The organism is Streptomyces sp. NPDC001020, assembly GCF_053599115.1.
Window position 1 is genome coordinate 199,787 of record NZ_JBSFLQ010000007.1, and the last position, 15,107, is coordinate 214,893.

7 protein-coding genes and 3 pseudogenes are annotated in these 15,107 nt (G+C 67.8%); 6 read left to right on the forward strand and 4 right to left on the reverse strand.

Features of this window, described 5'->3' with window-relative positions:
• Positions 1-6: 6 nt before the first annotated feature.
• Both ACWDEX_RS09025 and ACWDEX_RS09030 read left to right on the forward strand, forming a co-directional pair.
• A pseudogene (locus ACWDEX_RS09025) lies at positions 7-1,956 on the forward strand (ThuA domain-containing protein); the annotation flags it as partial.
• Between the two features lie 6 nt (positions 1,957-1,962).
• Positions 1,963-3,099: pseudogene (locus ACWDEX_RS09030) on the forward strand (family 16 glycoside hydrolase); the annotation flags it as partial.
• A 123-nt stretch (positions 3,100-3,222) separates the two neighbouring features.
• On the opposite strand, the gene ACWDEX_RS09035 reads toward ACWDEX_RS09030, so the two are convergent.
• Positions 3,223-5,415, reverse strand: a complete 2,193-nt coding sequence (locus ACWDEX_RS09035) for a protein kinase domain-containing protein (protein ID WP_450462597.1) — start codon at positions 5,413-5,415, stop codon at positions 3,223-3,225.
• A gap of 238 nt (positions 5,416-5,653) precedes the next feature.
• Between ACWDEX_RS09035 and ACWDEX_RS09040 the strand changes: the two are divergent.
• The 4 genes and pseudogenes from ACWDEX_RS09040 to ACWDEX_RS09055 form a co-directional block, all read left to right on the forward strand.
• A pseudogene (locus ACWDEX_RS09040) lies at positions 5,654-6,185 on the forward strand (DUF6519 domain-containing protein); the annotation flags it as partial.
• A gap of 156 nt (positions 6,186-6,341) precedes the next feature.
• Positions 6,342-7,226 carry a peptidoglycan-binding protein gene (locus tag ACWDEX_RS09045; protein ID WP_450462644.1) on the forward strand — a complete coding sequence of 295 codons (885 nt, stop codon included), beginning with the start codon at positions 6,342-6,344 and terminating at the stop codon, positions 7,224-7,226.
• A 227-nt stretch (positions 7,227-7,453) separates the two neighbouring features.
• Positions 7,454-8,392 carry a MerR family transcriptional regulator gene (locus ACWDEX_RS09050; protein ID WP_450462598.1) on the forward strand — a complete coding sequence of 313 codons (939 nt, stop codon included), beginning with the start codon at positions 7,454-7,456 and terminating at the stop codon, positions 8,390-8,392.
• A 64-nt stretch (positions 8,393-8,456) separates the two neighbouring features.
• Positions 8,457-9,044, forward strand: coding sequence for a GNAT family N-acetyltransferase (locus ACWDEX_RS09055; RefSeq protein WP_450462599.1), 588 nt, complete (start codon positions 8,457-8,459; stop codon positions 9,042-9,044).
• A gap of 440 nt (positions 9,045-9,484) precedes the next feature.
• Here the strand turns inward: ACWDEX_RS09055 and ACWDEX_RS09060 are convergent, their stop codons facing one another.
• Genes ACWDEX_RS09060 through ACWDEX_RS09070 form a run of 3 tightly spaced genes read right to left on the reverse strand, consistent with a single transcriptional unit; the run spans position 9,485 to position 15,071 of the window.
• Positions 9,485-11,266 (reverse strand): RyR domain-containing protein, encoded by a 1,782-nt coding sequence (locus ACWDEX_RS09060; RefSeq protein ID WP_450462600.1) that lies wholly within the window; start codon positions 11,264-11,266, stop codon positions 9,485-9,487.
• The gene (locus tag ACWDEX_RS09065) at positions 11,263-12,123 is read right to left on the reverse strand and encodes an ATP-grasp domain-containing protein (RefSeq protein ID WP_450462601.1); all 861 of its coding nucleotides are present in this window, start codon (positions 12,121-12,123) and stop codon (positions 11,263-11,265) included. The genes ACWDEX_RS09060 and ACWDEX_RS09065 overlap by 4 nt, the downstream gene beginning before the upstream one ends.
• Positions 12,120-15,071, reverse strand: a complete 2,952-nt coding sequence (locus ACWDEX_RS09070; protein ID WP_450462602.1) for a TIR domain-containing protein — start codon at positions 15,069-15,071, stop codon at positions 12,120-12,122. The genes ACWDEX_RS09065 and ACWDEX_RS09070 overlap by 4 nt, the downstream gene beginning before the upstream one ends.
• Positions 15,072-15,107: the final 36 nt, after the last annotated feature.

Here is a 15,107-nt window from a genome sequence, read left to right on the forward strand (position 1 = left end):
CTGCGGCTCTTCAATGCCAACCCGACGCCTCCGCAGGACTCCAAGGTCCAGCAGTCCGTTGTCGATGTGACAGACCGTCAACACCCTGCCAACAAGGGACTGCCGCTCAACTGGACCCGCTCCGATCAGTGGATAAACTGGGATCCCAACCCGATCGGCAAGGTCCACACCATCGCCCAGGTCGAGGAGTGGAAGTACAAGCCGGGACTCAGCGCCAACGGCCCGTTCCACCCGATCTCGTGGTGCCGGGACTACGACGGCGGCCGGTCCTTCTACACCGGTATGGGCCGCACCGAGGAGAGCTACACCACCGACACGAAGTTCCAGAGCCACCTCCTCGGCGCCATCCAGTGGACCACCGGCATGGTCCGCGGCGACTGTCAGGCGACCATCGCCTCCAACTACAAGATCGAGCGGCTGACCGACCAGAACAAGGCGGGCCAGCTCGACCAGATCGGGGAGCCGCACGGTCTCACCATGGCCCCCGACGGCAAGGCCTTCTACATCGGCAAGGCCGCCTGCCCGTCCGGCCCGATCGTCGACTGGAACGACCCCAAGGTCGGCCTGGGCTGCGGCACCATCCACCAGTGGGACCCCAAGACCAAGAAGGTCAAGCTGCTCACCACGCTCGACGTGATGGGCAACCGGGGCAGCGGTGACGAACTGGTCAAGAACGAGGAAGGCCTCGTCGGTATCACCCTCGACCCGAAGTTCGAGAAGAACGGGTGGATCTACGTCTACTGGATGCCTCACGAGTCGATCGACCGCGACAAGCGGATCGGCCAGCGGACGGTCTCCCGGCTGACCTACGACTTCGCGACCGAGTCCATCGACCAGGGAACCCGCAAGGACCTGCTGCACTGGAGCACCCAGATCCACAGTTGCTGCCACGCCGGTGGCGGCATGTCCTTCGACAAGGACGGCAACCTCTACATCGGCTCCGGTGACAGCAACTCCTCCGGCGGCTCCAGCGGCTACTCCGGGAACAACTGGACCCAGGACTACAAGGGCACCTCCTTCCAGGACGCCCGCCGCACCGCCGGCAACACCAACGACCTCAACGGCAAGATCATCCGTATCCACCCCGAGTCCGACGGCACCTACACCATCCCCAAGGGCAACCTCTTCGCGCCGGGCACGGCCAAGACCCGCCCGGAGATCTACGTGATGGGCGTCCGTAACATCGCACGGCTCTCCGTCGACCCGGTGCACAACTGGCTGAACGCAGGCTGGGTCGGGCCGGACGCGGGGGCGTCGAGCCCCGAACTGGGCCCGGCCAAGTACGAGACGGCAACGGTCATCACCTCTGCGGGCAACCAGGGCTGGCCGTACTGCATGGGCAACCGGCAGCCGTACCGTGACCGCAGCAACACCGACGCCAGCGTCCTCACCGGCTGGTACGACTGCGACCACCTCAAGAACGAGTCGCCGCGCAACACCGGCCTGGTGGACATCCCGCCGGCCCGCGACAACATGATCTGGTACTCGCCCCAGGGCGGCGGCCCGGTCTTCCCCAAGCGCTCCGACGGCAGCGGTGTCCCGACCTACGTCGACAGCGAGGCCACCTACACCCAGCCGTACCTCAAGGGCGGCGGCCAGGCCGTCATGTCCGGTCCGACCTACCACCGCTCCCAGGTGGACACCAAGAGTGGCGTGGCCTGGCCGGCTTACTGGGAGGACAAGTGGTTCATCGGTGACGAGTCCAACGCCAACAACCGGGTTGCGGTGACTCTCGACCCGGACCACGTCAAGGACCAGGGTGCCCCGGCCTTCGGCGAGGACCTGCGCAGCATCATCGCGCCCGGTAGCGGCGGCACCCAGATGCAGAGCTGGATGGACGCCAAGTTCGGCCCCGACGGTGCGTTGTACATGCTCGACTACGCCGGCGGCTTCTTCAGCCTGCACAACAACCAGAAGCTCATCCGCATCACCTACCAGGGTGGCCCGGCCACCCCGAAGCCGCAGGACGCCGGGGCGCGCGTGGTCACCCAGAGCAAGCCGAAGACGCTGGCGTTCTCCAGCGCCAAGGCCGGCGGTGTGGCCTGGGAGTGGGACTTCGGTGACGGCAGCAAGCCGTCGCACGAGGCCAACCCGACGCACACCTACACCGACTACGGCACCTACCACGCGAAGCTGAAGGTCACCTTCGCCGACGGCGAGCAGGCCACCGCGACGTTCGACGCCAAGGCCGGCTGCCCGGCCCCCGACGCCCGGCCGACCGTCAGGCTGCTCGACACCGACACCGGCGTGACCAACCACCGCGCCGGCGGCGGCTGCACGGTCAACGACCTGATCGACGACGAGGCCTCCTGGCCGAACCACGGGGAGTTCGTCAGCCACGTCAACGCCGTGGTCAACGACCTCCGTAAGGAGGGTGTCCTCGACAACCGCGAGTCGTCGGCGATCAGTAAGGCGGCGGCCCAGAGCGAGATCGGCAAGGTCGCCGGGTACAAGCCGGTCTTCGACGGAACCGCGGCAAGCCTGGCCGACTGGCGGCAGGCGGGCGCCGGCAAGTTCTCACTCCAGCCCGACGGCACCATACGCAGCTCCGGCGGCATGGGCATGCTGTGGTACGCCAAGCAGGAGCTCGGAGACTTCTCGGTCAGGCTCCAGTTCCGGGACATGGCTCCGGGCACCGGCAACGCCAACAGCGGGGTCTTCATCCGGTTCCCGGACCCACGCACGCCGCTGGCCGACCGCCCGCCCGGCAGTTGCGGGACCATCGGCTCGGCCCGCACCGCTCCCGAGTGGGTCGCGGTCTACTGTGGCCAGGAGATCCAGATCTACGACGGGACGACGGGCGAGGTCCAGAAGACCGGATCCGTGTACAACTTCAAGCCGCTGGGCCTGGACAAGGCGGGGGTGACCCCGAAGGGACAGTGGAACGACTACGAGATCCGTGCGGTCGGGCAGCACTACACGATCATCCGCAACGGCGTGGTGATCAACGAGTTCGACAACACGCCCGGCAAGTCGTCGTCCCGGGCGGGTGACCCGCCCACGGACCTGCGCCAGTTCCTCAAGGGGTTCGTGGGGTTGCAGAACCACAGCAACAACGACGTGATCGAGTTCCGCGACATCCGGGTGCGGAACCTGTAGTCGAACAACGGCCGGTGCCGGGCTCGGGGCAACCGCCCCGAGCCCGGCACCAGTTCGTAGCACGGATAGGCGGAGAGGTGGGCTTTCTGTTGCTCGGAGCCGCGCCCGTCAGCCGTAGCGAAGTCAGTCGAACGCCTTCAGGCACAGGAGCGTCGCGCCGCCGTCCACCTTCGTTGACCAGTACGTGTTGGCGTCGTACTGCCCGTGGCGGCAGACCTTGGTGTCGGCGCCCGGCGTCGCCCGGTAGATGTCCGTGACGACCAGGATCTCGTTGTACGCGGCGGGAACCCTCCGGTCCGTGCAGTTCGGGGACGACAGCATCGCGATGCTGCTGATGACGTTGTTGTTTTCGTGCTTGGCGAGCAGGCAGTCACCCTGGCGGTACTGGCCGGTGAGGCACAGCGCGGTCCGTTTGCCGCTGCTGGGGGAGTAGTACGACCAGGTGGCCTTGCCCACGCCGGACGCGCAGTCGCCGGTGGTGCCGGTGACTTTCACGCGCGTCCCGTAGCCGCAGGACGTCGTGTTCGGCTCCTCCTTGCTCCAGTCGTACTTGGTCAGGCCGCCGTAGCCGGTGTCGACGACGTCCAGACAGTCCCCGAACGAGACGGACTTGAAGGCGCTTTCGGTGGGGTCGGGCTCGGGGGAACTGGTCTCCGGTTCAGGTTCCGGCTCGGTGCGGGCGGAGCTGCTGCCCGACGAGCGGGAAGAGCCGCCCGCGCCGCTGCCGCCGAGGCTGCCACTACTGTCGAGGCCGCTGGTGCCGCCGCGGCGGGAGAAGGTGAAAGGCGAGCTGGGGTGGCTGTTCGGGGTGGTGTCGTCCTTCTTGTCCCAGGGCTGCCAGATCAGGACCCCGATGACGAGCAAGGCTACGAGCAGGCCGCCCCAACCTTCCGAGGAACCCGAATTCGTGGTGGGTTTCTTGGCCGCAGAGGGCTTCGGGTCCGATGTGGACTTCGGCTGGGCCTTGGGCGTCGGGATCGAGGCGGAGCCAGTGCCTGTGCTCTTCGTGGGGGCCTCGGTTTTTTTGGGCGCTGTGCGCTCACGATCCCGGCGTTGCCTCTCCTTCCGTTCGCGTTCCTTCTGTTGTTTCTTCTTCCTCTCCTGTTCCTTGAGCTCCCGCTCCCTGCGTTGCGCCTCTTTACGCTGGGCCTCTTTCTTCTCCGCCTCCTCCTGGCGCGCGAGCTTCCGCGCCTCCGCCTCCGCCTGCTCCTCGGCCTGCGCCCGCACCAAGGCGTCCCGCTGCCGGCGCAAGGCGTCCAGTTGTTCGCGCATCTCGCTGATCGCCTCGTCAGCGCTCTCCGCGGTGCCTTCGGGCTTCATCTCGGTCGGCGCTTCCGCAGCGTCGAAATCCACTGTTCCGTCGCGTAGTTGACGTCCCTGCTCCGCGTACTCCTCGATGAGCGCGGTCCAGGCCTGCGGCAGCCACCGCTCGGCGCCCAGGTCCGCCGGCCCCTGGTCGAGGACGGCGAGGACGTCACGCAGTACGTCGGACGGGGTGGGACGACTCCCGGCATCGACCTCCAGCAACGGAAGGATCAGGGGTTCCAGTTCCGGCGGCAGCCCGCTCGTGTCGAGCTCGCCGCGCTGGACGAGGGCGAGGATTCCGATGGAGTGGTCGGTCTGCTCGTACGGTGGGCGACCGACTGCGAGGAAGAAGAGGGTGGCACCCAGGGAGTACATGTCGGATGCGGCGGTTGACCTCTTGCCGCACGCCTGTTCTGGTGACGTGAACGCGAAGGTGCCGATGGTCGTCGTCGAGCTGGTGTGGTCATGGGCGTGCGAGATGCCGAAGTCGATGAGGCGCGGTCCGTCGTGGGGCAGCAGGATGTTCAGGGGTTTGATGTCCCGGTGGACGACTTGCAGGCCGTGCAGCTCGACCAGCGCCCGCGCGGCCCCGGCCGCGACCCAGCGCACCGCGTCGACGGGTAGAGTCCCGGCGCTGACGACGAGTTCGGCAAGGCTGGGCGCCGAAATGAACTCGATGGCGAGCCACGGGCGCTCTGCCTTCGCGTCGGCGTCGAGCACCTTGGCGGTGTACGCACTGTCCACCCGCCCCGCCAGCTCCACCTCGCGGGCGAACCGCTCCCGGTCCGGCCTGCTCACGATCCCCTCGGCGAGGAGCGTCTTGACCGCGACGAGCCCGTGCTCCACCACGGTGCCGGTGGGCCCGGCTGCGCTGGCGGGGGTCCCGGGGGCCTCCTGCCGGGCGAGATAGATGCGGCCCATACCACCGGTGGCGATCCTGCGCAGCAGTCGGTAAGGGCCGAGCCGCCGCGGATCGCTGGATTCGAGCGAATAGAGCTTCATTCCGGGCATACGGCTTCTCTTCCCATCTGCGTCCCCCGTCCGTGCTGTTGTCCGGGTGTGCCCCGTGCGTGCTACGTGCTCGGGGCGGCCTTCCAGAACCACCCAGCAAAGCCATACCAGCTTCTCGCTGCCTTCGCGGATCAAATGCGGAGGCCGGTCGCCGACGACGTTGAGGACGTGTCGGCCCCGCAGCGTTCCGGCCGTGGTTTCAGGCCGCAGCCGACGCCCGGAGAACCAGCTGAACCGGGTGGAGATCCACGCGGGCGGCGAGGCGAAGAACGCCACCTTCAAATGGTCCCGGGAGAACGGCTCCGTGGTCTTTCCCGTCGACGAACTGGACGGCACCTGGGTTCAGTTGACGACCCTCGGCCAGGACACCAAGCTCGACCTGGAGGTCGGCGACCACGTCGAGTTCACCGACACGGCCTACGCCTCACGCCTCGAGGCCCTTCCTGCGGGTCGAGGAACTGGACCTGCCCGGCCGCCGCGTCCGCCTCTCCGCCGAGCCGGACCAGCACGTCGGACGGCTGCCGCACCTGCACCCGTTCCTGCGCCGCTGGGACCACCACGAGGCACCCCGGCACAAGGGCCGCACGACGGCCCTGAAGGGCGGTGCCGTGCCCGTCACCGAGGGGGAGTGGTTGCCGCTGGAGGACGGGGTCGAGGTCTACTTCGCCAAGGACGGCTCCTACCGCACCGGCGACCACTGGCTGATCCCCGCCCGCACAGCCACCGGCAGCGTCGAGTGGGCCACCGATGCCGCCCGCCGCCCGCTGCTTCAGACCCCGGCAGGCATCGCCCGGCACTTCGCTCCGCTGGCCCTGGTCAAGCGCGACGGCAGCACCGACGACCTTGCGGTACGCCTTCGCCCCACCCGTCACGGAGATCCACCCGGTCGACCAGGCGGCCAAGGCCGCCGCGGAAGGAGACAAGTGATGGCTACGCCGATGAGTGCGTCGAAGCTGTTGGAGGCCCTGCGCGCCGAGGGCCTTACCGTCCACGAGGTGCGCGACTGGCGCCACCACAACCGCAACACGAAAGGCCCCCGGGGTCCGGTGAACGGCGTGACGATCCACCACGCCGTCACCTCGGGCACCGAGAGCTCCGTGAACATCTGCTACAACGGCTACTCCGGCCTGCCCGGCCCCCTCTGCCATGGCGTGATCGACAAGCAGGGCCACGTCCACCTCGTCGGCAACGGCCGCACCAACCACGCGGGCCTCGGCGACAGCGACGTGCTGCGGGCGGTCGTCAACGAGACGAAGCTGCCGCCCGACAACGAGGCCGATGTCGACGGCAACCCGCACTTCTACGGCTTCGAGTGCATCAACCTCGGCGTCGGCAAGGACCCCTGGCCCGAGGCGCAGAAGGAGGCCATCGAGAAGGTCTCCGCCGCGATCTGCCGGCACCACGGCTGGTCGGAGCGCTCCGTCATCGGCCACAAGGAGTGGCAGCCGGGCAAGCAGGACCCGCGCGGCTTCACCATGGACGCGATGCGGGGGCGGATCGCCGACCGGCTGGCCGGGAAGGGCGGCGGCAAGGGCCCGGGTAAGCCCGCGCCCAAGCCGAATTACGCGCCGTTCCCGGGCAGCGATTTCTTCCACGTCGGACAGAAGTCGCCCCTCATCACCGCCATGGGCCGCCGACTTGTCGCCGAGGGCTGCGGCCGCTACGAGAAGGGGCCCGGCCCCGAGTGGACCGAGGCCGACCGCAAGTCCTACGCTGCCTGGCAGCACAAGCTCGGCTTCGAGGGCACGGACGCGGACGGCATCCCGGGCAAGAGCAGCTGGGACAGACTGAAGGTGCCCTCCGGCGGCTGAGCCGCTCCGACGGGCCGCCGACCCGCTCGGCGGAAGGGAACGCGCCCGGGCGGGCCATCAGCCCCGCCTCGGCGCACCAAGTGGGCAACGCGCACCGGGCGTCAGGGCGGTGGCCCCCTGGGTCCCGCTGAGGCAGCAGCCCAAGGAGGCCACCGCACGCGGCTTGCGCACGTGGCGCCGTCACCGGGCTTGAGTCTCCCGTAGGGGGAGACTCGAAGGTGGGGGGCATGGACGGCGACACGCTTTACTCGATCGGCGAGCTCGCTCGGCGGACCGGTCTTACGGTCAAGACCATCCGGTTCTACTCCGATCGCGGAATCGTGACGCCGACAGACCGCAGCCCGGCCGGCTACCGCCGCTACGACGCCGACGCCGTAGCACGCCTGGACCTCGTACGGACCCTGCGCGAACTGGGACTGGACCTTCCCACGATCCGCAAGGTCGTGGACCGGGAACTGTCGCTTCGCGAGGTCGCCTCGGCGCACGCCGAAGCACTGGCCGTGCAGATCCGCGTACTGCGCATGCGGTACGCGGTACTGACATCGGTGGCCGAGCGCGGGTCCACCCCCGAGGAGACGGAACTCATGCACCAACTGGCCCAGCATTCCGAGGACGAGCGTCGACGCCTGATCGGTGACTTCCTGGAGACGGTCTTCGGTGATCTCGACACCACCCCCGGATTCGCGGGCGTCATGCGCACGATGACCCCCGAATTGCCGGACGACCCCGAGGCCGAGCAAGTACAGGCGTGGATGGAGTTGGCCGAGCTTTCCCTGGACCCGGATTTCCGCGCCCACGTGCGGCGGATGGTCGAAGACCAGGCAGCCGAACAGAGCCATGGCGACACGCAGGCCCCACACCGCGACATCGCCGCAACCGCCCATGACCTGGTCGCACCGGCCCTGTCCACCCATATCGATCCCGCCTCGCCCCAGGCCGACCCGATCGTTGCGGCACTCACGGCGCACTACGCACACCTACTCGGCCACCCCGACGACATCGACCTTCGCCGCCGACTGGCAACTCGGCTGGAGAACATCAACGACCCTCGCAGAGAGCGTTACTTCCAGCTACTCGCGGTGGTCAACGGCTGGCCGCCCCCGGAGAGCCTGACGCCCGTGCTCGAGTGGTCCGTCCAGGCACTGCGCGTCCGGACAAAGCAGTGAGGGGGCGTGGGGCAGCGGGTGGAACTGCTTGCTCCCCCTCATCCCCGTACGGTAGTCAGGCCGGGTGATACGAGGCGAGAAGATCGGGCTCCGGGCCCGGCACGAGGCGGACGTCCCAGTACTGCACAGGGAGCTCTACGAGGACGTGGTGGCACGGTCACGCACCGACCCACGGCCCTGGCAGCCGATCTCCGCCGAGTCGCCACACTCTCCTTTCGCGTTGTCGGAGCCATCGGACAAGACCGCCCCCTTCGCGGTGGTGGAACTCGAATCCCAGATGCTGGCCGGCGCGGCACTGCTGTGGGGCATCGACGCGCACAACAGGACGGCGCACCTGGGGATCTCCCTGTTTCCCTCCTGCCGCGGTCGCGGACTCGGAACGGACGTCGTCCGCGTGCTGTGCGAGTACGGGTTCGTGGTCCGCGGAATGCAGCGGCTGCAAGTGGAGACGCTGGCCGACAACACCTCGATGCTCGCGGCGGCGAAGAGCGCCGGCTTCGTCATCGAGGGCACACTGCGACGCGCGGCCTGGGTGAACGGCGACTTCACCGACGAAGTCGTCCTCGGTCTACTCGCCCACGAATGCCCGAGCAAGGTAATTATCCGGCAAGGCTCTGCCGCCCGTGATTTGGGCAGCGGTGAAAAGAAATGAGTCAAGCGCTGCCAAGTGCCATCGGCAACTCCCGTAGGTCGTCATGGTGGGCAGTGGCTGCTGCCAAGTACCAGCCAATTCTCTGAGTGCCTCGCGTGCGAGTTGGCGCACATTGAGCCACCCTGCGTCGGCCGCCAGTGCCTCATACGTCCACCTGGAAGCGTGCTCCGGTCCGCTCATCGCGTCGAGGGTCGCGTCAATGTGTGCGAGTCGCGACTCCATGGCGACGTCGATACGACCAGCCTCGGCGAGGATCACGATGGCACCCCGAGCGTTCTCGAAGTCCAACGCCAAGTCGTCCGTTTCGAGGCGGTACTTGTCGAGCCATGTTGTCTGTTCCCTCGCGTCTACGGCGAGCATGGTGAGTGTCTGGATCAGGTACTTCCATGCACTTGCTGCGGACAGCCACTGCTCATTCATTCAGCCCCCTCGGAGCCCATTCAACCCCCTGAACCCGGAACCACCACGGGGCTCTCCGTATCCGTGACGCGCACGACGTCGAAGCCAGCGTCGGCCAGGACGGCGCCCATGCCGCGGACCACCTCACGGTCCTTCTCCCGGTCCGCTTCTGAAAGCTCCGACCACGGCACGAGGTTCGGGTGGTGCAGGGCGCTGTCGTCACGAACCTGCGCATACGACCAGCCGGCCCTGAGCCGGTCATTCATCCACCGCAGATGCTCGGCCTGCGCGAGCCGCTCCTCGACATCGTCGTCGAGAGAGAAGGGGGCGGCCTGGCCGTCCCTGGGCATGAGTACACAGCCGAGTTCGGCCAGTTTCTGTCCGTAGGACAGCACCTGGTTGCGGTTGGCGTTGCGCAGGTCCTCCGACAGTTCGTCCCAGGCGACGAACGTACCGCTGGTCTCGACACCGGCGGCGCGTTCTCTGACCTGGCGCCGCACATACGCTTCGTGCACCGCCCGGGACATCATCTCCGTGAAGTCCTCGCCGACGGCATCCAGACGGTACGCGGCCGCCTTGACGCTCCACAGCTTCAGACGTCCGCCCATGTCGTCAACCGGAGCCGTCATCATGCCGGATCGCTGGAGGGCCTCCCCGTAGCCGATGACATCGTCCATGCAGACCGTCACCTTCTCGGGGCTCGCCCGCCACAGGTCGGTGTCCAACAGGGCCTGTCGGATCACCTGATCCTGTTCGGACGCGCAGAGGTAGACCCGGGCCACCGCGCCGCGCCCCACGGATTGCCGGACCGCTTCCGCACAGGTCGCATGCGCATGCCGCAGCGTGCAGGTGTCGACCAGGTAGGGGTAGGTGCGGACGAGATCCTCGACGGTCTGCTCGGAGCTCTCGCCCACGACGGTGATCGTCAAGCTGGCAGGATCCACGCCGAAGCGGCCCAGGCAGGTGATGAAGGCCCGGGCGAAAGAGCTCTGGCCCACGACGAGCACCTCCCTCGGCTTGCCGTCCGAGAGGTGTGCGGCCTCTTCTTGGAGGAGTCGGGCGGCGGCTACCTGGTAGCGATTGAAGAAGTCGAGCCGCACACGGCGCGTTTCGCTCCCGCTCCACCAGCGCGCCTGCAGGGCGCGGCACAGCAAGGGGTCCCGGATCTCCGCCTGGACCCTCAGACCTTCTGAGGTCACGGCGCCGGCAGCGGTCAGAGCCACTGCCAGATTGCGGGTGCTGTCCTCGTCGCAGGCATACAGGGCGGTTGCCCCGGCCAGGCCCGCGGCGGCCAGGGCCGTCGGAAACCGGGGGTCGCCGACAATCACGAGGGCGTCCGCTGACCGGGCCGCGGGCTGGGAAGCGTCTTCGCTGACGATCACCACCCGTTGGCCCGACGCGGTCAAGTCCCGTGCCAGAGAGCGCGCACCCGGCCCCGAACCGCACACGATGGCGTGGCCGTGTTGTCGGCTCACCCGCAGCTGCCGCAGCTCGTCGGCGAACAGCCGCCGCCCGGCCTCTACAGCGGCGTACACGGTCACCGTGGGTGCGAGGAACCGCGCTATCTGCAGCGGCCAGGGCAGCGGCAGCGCTTGGCCCGGCTCGTCCCACTCCAGGGCGAACAACTGCAGGACGCGGAAGAGCACTTCCCAGACGTCCTGTCGGGCGCCGGCATGCTGGCTGAGCTGCTGATGGACACCGACCAGGCCGAAAGCCACGGCGACCAGGGCCAGCGCCCCCGCGACCGCACCTCCGGCCGGGACAGCACGCGGCCGCGCGCTGCCACGGTTCCCCTCCTGCTGGTGTGCAGGCTCGACGCTCACGATGTGGTCAGCAGCGCCGCGAAGGCGTCGTACGCGCCGTCGCCGTAGCGCAGGAAGAGATCGGGCTCGATCACCTCGACCTCCATGAGTAGCGGAATATTCCGTTCACTCATCACGAAGTCGATGCGCGCATAGCTGGCCTGCTGGGGCAGGGAGTCGACGACCTTGGTCGCGAAGTCTTCCATCCAGGGCTGGAGACACTCGGTCAGCACCGTGCCTCCGTAGTGGTGCTGCACCCTGAACTCCCCGGCGGCAGGCACTTTGCGGACGACATGGCTGAGCCGTCCACCGAGCTGGATTGCCGAGTACTCGCCCTGGCCCCGTACGGATGGGACGTACTCCTGGACCAGGACGGGACTGGGCACCTGCACGCCGCCCTGATGGAGGAACTCCTGTACTGCACCCGCGCTCTCCAGCAGCCAGGTGCGGCGGCCTCCCGCGCCGACCGTGGACTTGACGACGAGTGGCCCGTTGCCGAGTTCGGCCGCCAGTTGCTCCGCCCTCACCTGCGAGGGCTCCGTGATGGTGACCGTCGCGGGCACCGGGATCCCGCGGGCGCCCAGCTCGCACAGGTAGCGTTTGTCGGTGTTCCACCGCATCAGCGAGAGCGGATTCACCAGACGGTCGCCGACCTTCAGCGCCAGCCAATTCTCGAAGGCGGCGACATGCTCCGAGTAGTCCCACGGCGCGTGCAGTAGCACCCGGTCGTAGTCCTCCCATGCCACCTCTGGATCTGACCAGGCCACCAGATCCGCCCGTGCGCCTCGCGCCGCCAGGGCGGCCAGCAGCCCTTCGGTGTCCTCCATCCCTTGCGGTAGGCGGGTGGCTGTGACCACGGCAACCGACCGAATGCTCATGCGGTCTTCTCCTCCGGTCGGACCCCTGTGATGCCCCACAGCAACAGATGCATGGGGTCGGGTAGTTCTCTGTTGAAGTCGACAGCCTGGAGATTACGCAGCAGCGGCGGCATCACGGGAAGTTTGGCCCCCTTGAGTAGCACGGGAATGATGGGACAGCGACGCCCCAGGAACTCCTGCAGTACGAACCACACCTCATCCTTCTGCCAGGGACCTACCCCGCTGGGCCCGACCAGCACCGCCGCGCACGGCATGGTCTCCAGCTGCTCCTGGATCGCGGCGATCCAGGGGGTTCCGGGAGAGGTCTCCCACAGATCGATCCAGGGCCGGATGCCCTGTTCCCGCAGCCGTTGGGCCAGCAGGGCCGCGACGCCCTCGTCCTCGTGGCTGTAGGAGATGAAGACGTCGTACAGCTGTCTCTTCTCCTTCAGGGCGAACTCAGTGGAGTGCAGGGCAGCGGTGCGGGTGTGCGAGGCCGCGCTTTCGATGGCCCGTACCTCGGCGGGCCGGTCTAACAGCCGTGCGTGATTGCCCAGTTCTACGCGGTTGTCGCAGACCCCGCAGGTGATCCAATCGAATCCGCGCTCTCTGCGTCGCTGTTGCTGCTGCGCGCTGACAGCGGTACCGCAATCGTCGCAGACGGGTTGCTCTACGACCTCCACCGTCTCACCCACCGCATGGCGGCCGACTTGGGATCTGCACAGCTCCTCGAACAGCGCGCACTCGGCATTACTGACGCCGGTGTCGTGACGCAGCTCGAACCGCATACAGGCCCCGCTGTCCGGGTGCACGGAGATCCAGGAGGAGCCGCCGCTCGGCCGGGTGAAACGAGCTCGCGAGGCCCACAACTCACAGTCAGTGAAAAGCCTGGAGTACAGAAGTGCTCCCACGACCGAGGCGTACGCGTGATCGGTGAGCGCCCGGGCACGCAACACCGTCCGTCCCTTCAGCTCCCGCCACACGGAGTCGTCCGCGCGGCGTCGGACGGCGCTCGGGAAGCGGAGCAGACCCCCCGTTTCGTCACGCACCAGCGCACCGCTGGACAGCAGCTCCTCGATCGCCGCGTGCATGATGTCCTCCTCATGCTCGCGGTCGGCGACCCTGTCGTGCTCCAGGAGCGGGACCTGTAGCGCCAGAACGTCGTCCTCAGCCAGAGAGCCGCTTCCGTCAGCTACTTGCTGGGCGGCGATCGTCAACATGGAGGCGTATGCACCGACGATCGTGGGCTGGAGGAGGACGAGGTCGCCGAAGCGCAGCCGACGCAGCAGGCCTTCGGTGTCGAGGCCGGCCAGCAGGGTGCGGAACTCGTCGAGAGTCGGTTCGGGCAGGTCGGAACGGGCGCAGGACTGGCAGAACTCCCGGTACAAGCTGCGGGTCTGGCCCATCACGCGGCCTGCGGTCGCCTGCTGGAGCACATAGGAACGCAACTGCTGGAAACGCGCGTTGGAGGTGAGCGTCGGCACGGTGTCCCAGTCGATGGCACCGAGGATCAGGTCACGCAGTGCCTGAATGTTCATACCGTCTCTGGCGCTGGTCTGCACGGTGCCGATGTGCCGCATAATCTCCTCCTCGCCCTCCTCCGACAACAGGTCCAGGCTGAGACCGCCACGGTCGGCACGGGCGATGACGACGATGCGCTTCGGGCCGTCCCCGGAAGGGGAACCCAGACGCAGGAGCGTCTCCCATTCACGTATCTCGCCAAGGGGGTCGCCAGCATTGCGGTTGTCCAAGACAAGCAAGGCGATTTCGATGTCGACGGCTTCTACGGGCTGCACGAGTCGGTAGACCGACTGGCCCGCGAAGTCCCACAGGAAGACCTCACGCACGACGGTGCCGAGGTGGTCGTCGACGACACTGCGGTCCATGAGTGAAACCTGGGTACCGTGGGTCGACTCCGTGGCGTGGAACTCCTTGCCGCACAGAGCACGGCTCAGGGCCGTCTTGCCGACGCCGGTGTTGCCGAGCAGGGCAACTCGGCAGTTGGCGTAGCGGACAGCGTCGGACTCGGCGGCCAGGTTCTCGACGAGGGCGGTGTCGTAGGTGCGGAGGGTGAGCACCCGGTCCTCGCCGCCCGTGCTGGCCAGATGCGGCAGTGTGGGGTGGAACCGTGCGCTGCCGTACCAGTGGTGATGGTCGGCGACGTCCTCGACGACGTCCAGGAGCTCCATGCTGTCGGCGCGATAGATCCACAGGTGGGTCCGGTCGTCCTGCACAGCGAGCAGCCGACCGTCCGGCGACAGCGACAGATCGTGCGGGGTGCCCGTGATTCCCTGCACCGTGTGCAGCAGCCGCAGCTCGCGGCGGTCCCAGACCCGGACGGTGCCGTCGCTCGAAGCGGTGTGCAGGACGGCGGTGGTCGGATTGTCGATCACCCGCAGTACGAAACCTTGGTGAGCGGTGACCTCACGCGCCAGCTCCCCGGTTTCGAGGTCCCAGGCGCGTAGCAGGCCGTCGCGTCCTGCGGTGTAGGCCAGCCGGTCGTCACCGTTCCACAAGGCGTCCTCGATACGTCCCTGATGAGCGGGGATGGCGCGCACTTCGCTGCCGTCGTCGGCGGCCCACACCCGTAGGGTGCCGTCGTAGCTGACGGAGTACATCAGGGTGTGCTCCGCCGCCCAGCCGACGCTGTGCACGTCGTCGATGTGGCCGGCCAAGGTGAGTTCCTCCACCCCGGTGGCCGGATCGATGACGTGTACGGTGTTGTCGCGTCCGGCGAGCGCCAGTTGACGGCCGTCGCCGCGCCACGCGGCGGTCCACAGCGCTTTGTGCGAGACCGAGTGGCGTGCCCGCACCTCGCCCTCAAGAGTGGTCAGGTGGACAGTGCCGGACTGGGTGGGTACGGCGAGCAGATCCCCTTGCGGTGACCAGGCAACCCGTGTGATCACCTCGCCTTTGGCGGTCAGTGTCCAGGTGTCTTCCAGGCGCCGGGCGCCGTGGTGCGCCTGCATGGGTGGTCCCCCAGGGCAAGATGAGTGGGAAAGCTG

Bases quoted from the DNA above. Each gene is read 5' to 3' on its own strand.
- ACWDEX_RS09035 (WP_450462597.1), bottom strand. From the start codon at position 5,415: ATGCCCGGAATGAAGCTCTATTCGCTCGAATCCAGCGATCCGCGGCGG.
- ACWDEX_RS09045 (WP_450462644.1), top strand. From the start codon at position 6,342: ATGGCTACGCCGATGAGTGCGTCGAAGCTGTTGGAGGCCCTGCGCGCC.
- ACWDEX_RS09050 (WP_450462598.1), top strand. From the start codon at position 7,454: ATGGACGGCGACACGCTTTACTCGATCGGCGAGCTCGCTCGGCGGACC.
- ACWDEX_RS09065 (WP_450462601.1), bottom strand. From the start codon at position 12,123: ATGAGCATTCGGTCGGTTGCCGTGGTCACAGCCACCCGCCTACCGCAA.
- ACWDEX_RS09070 (WP_450462602.1), bottom strand. From the start codon at position 15,071: ATGCAGGCGCACCACGGCGCCCGGCGCCTGGAAGACACCTGGACACTG.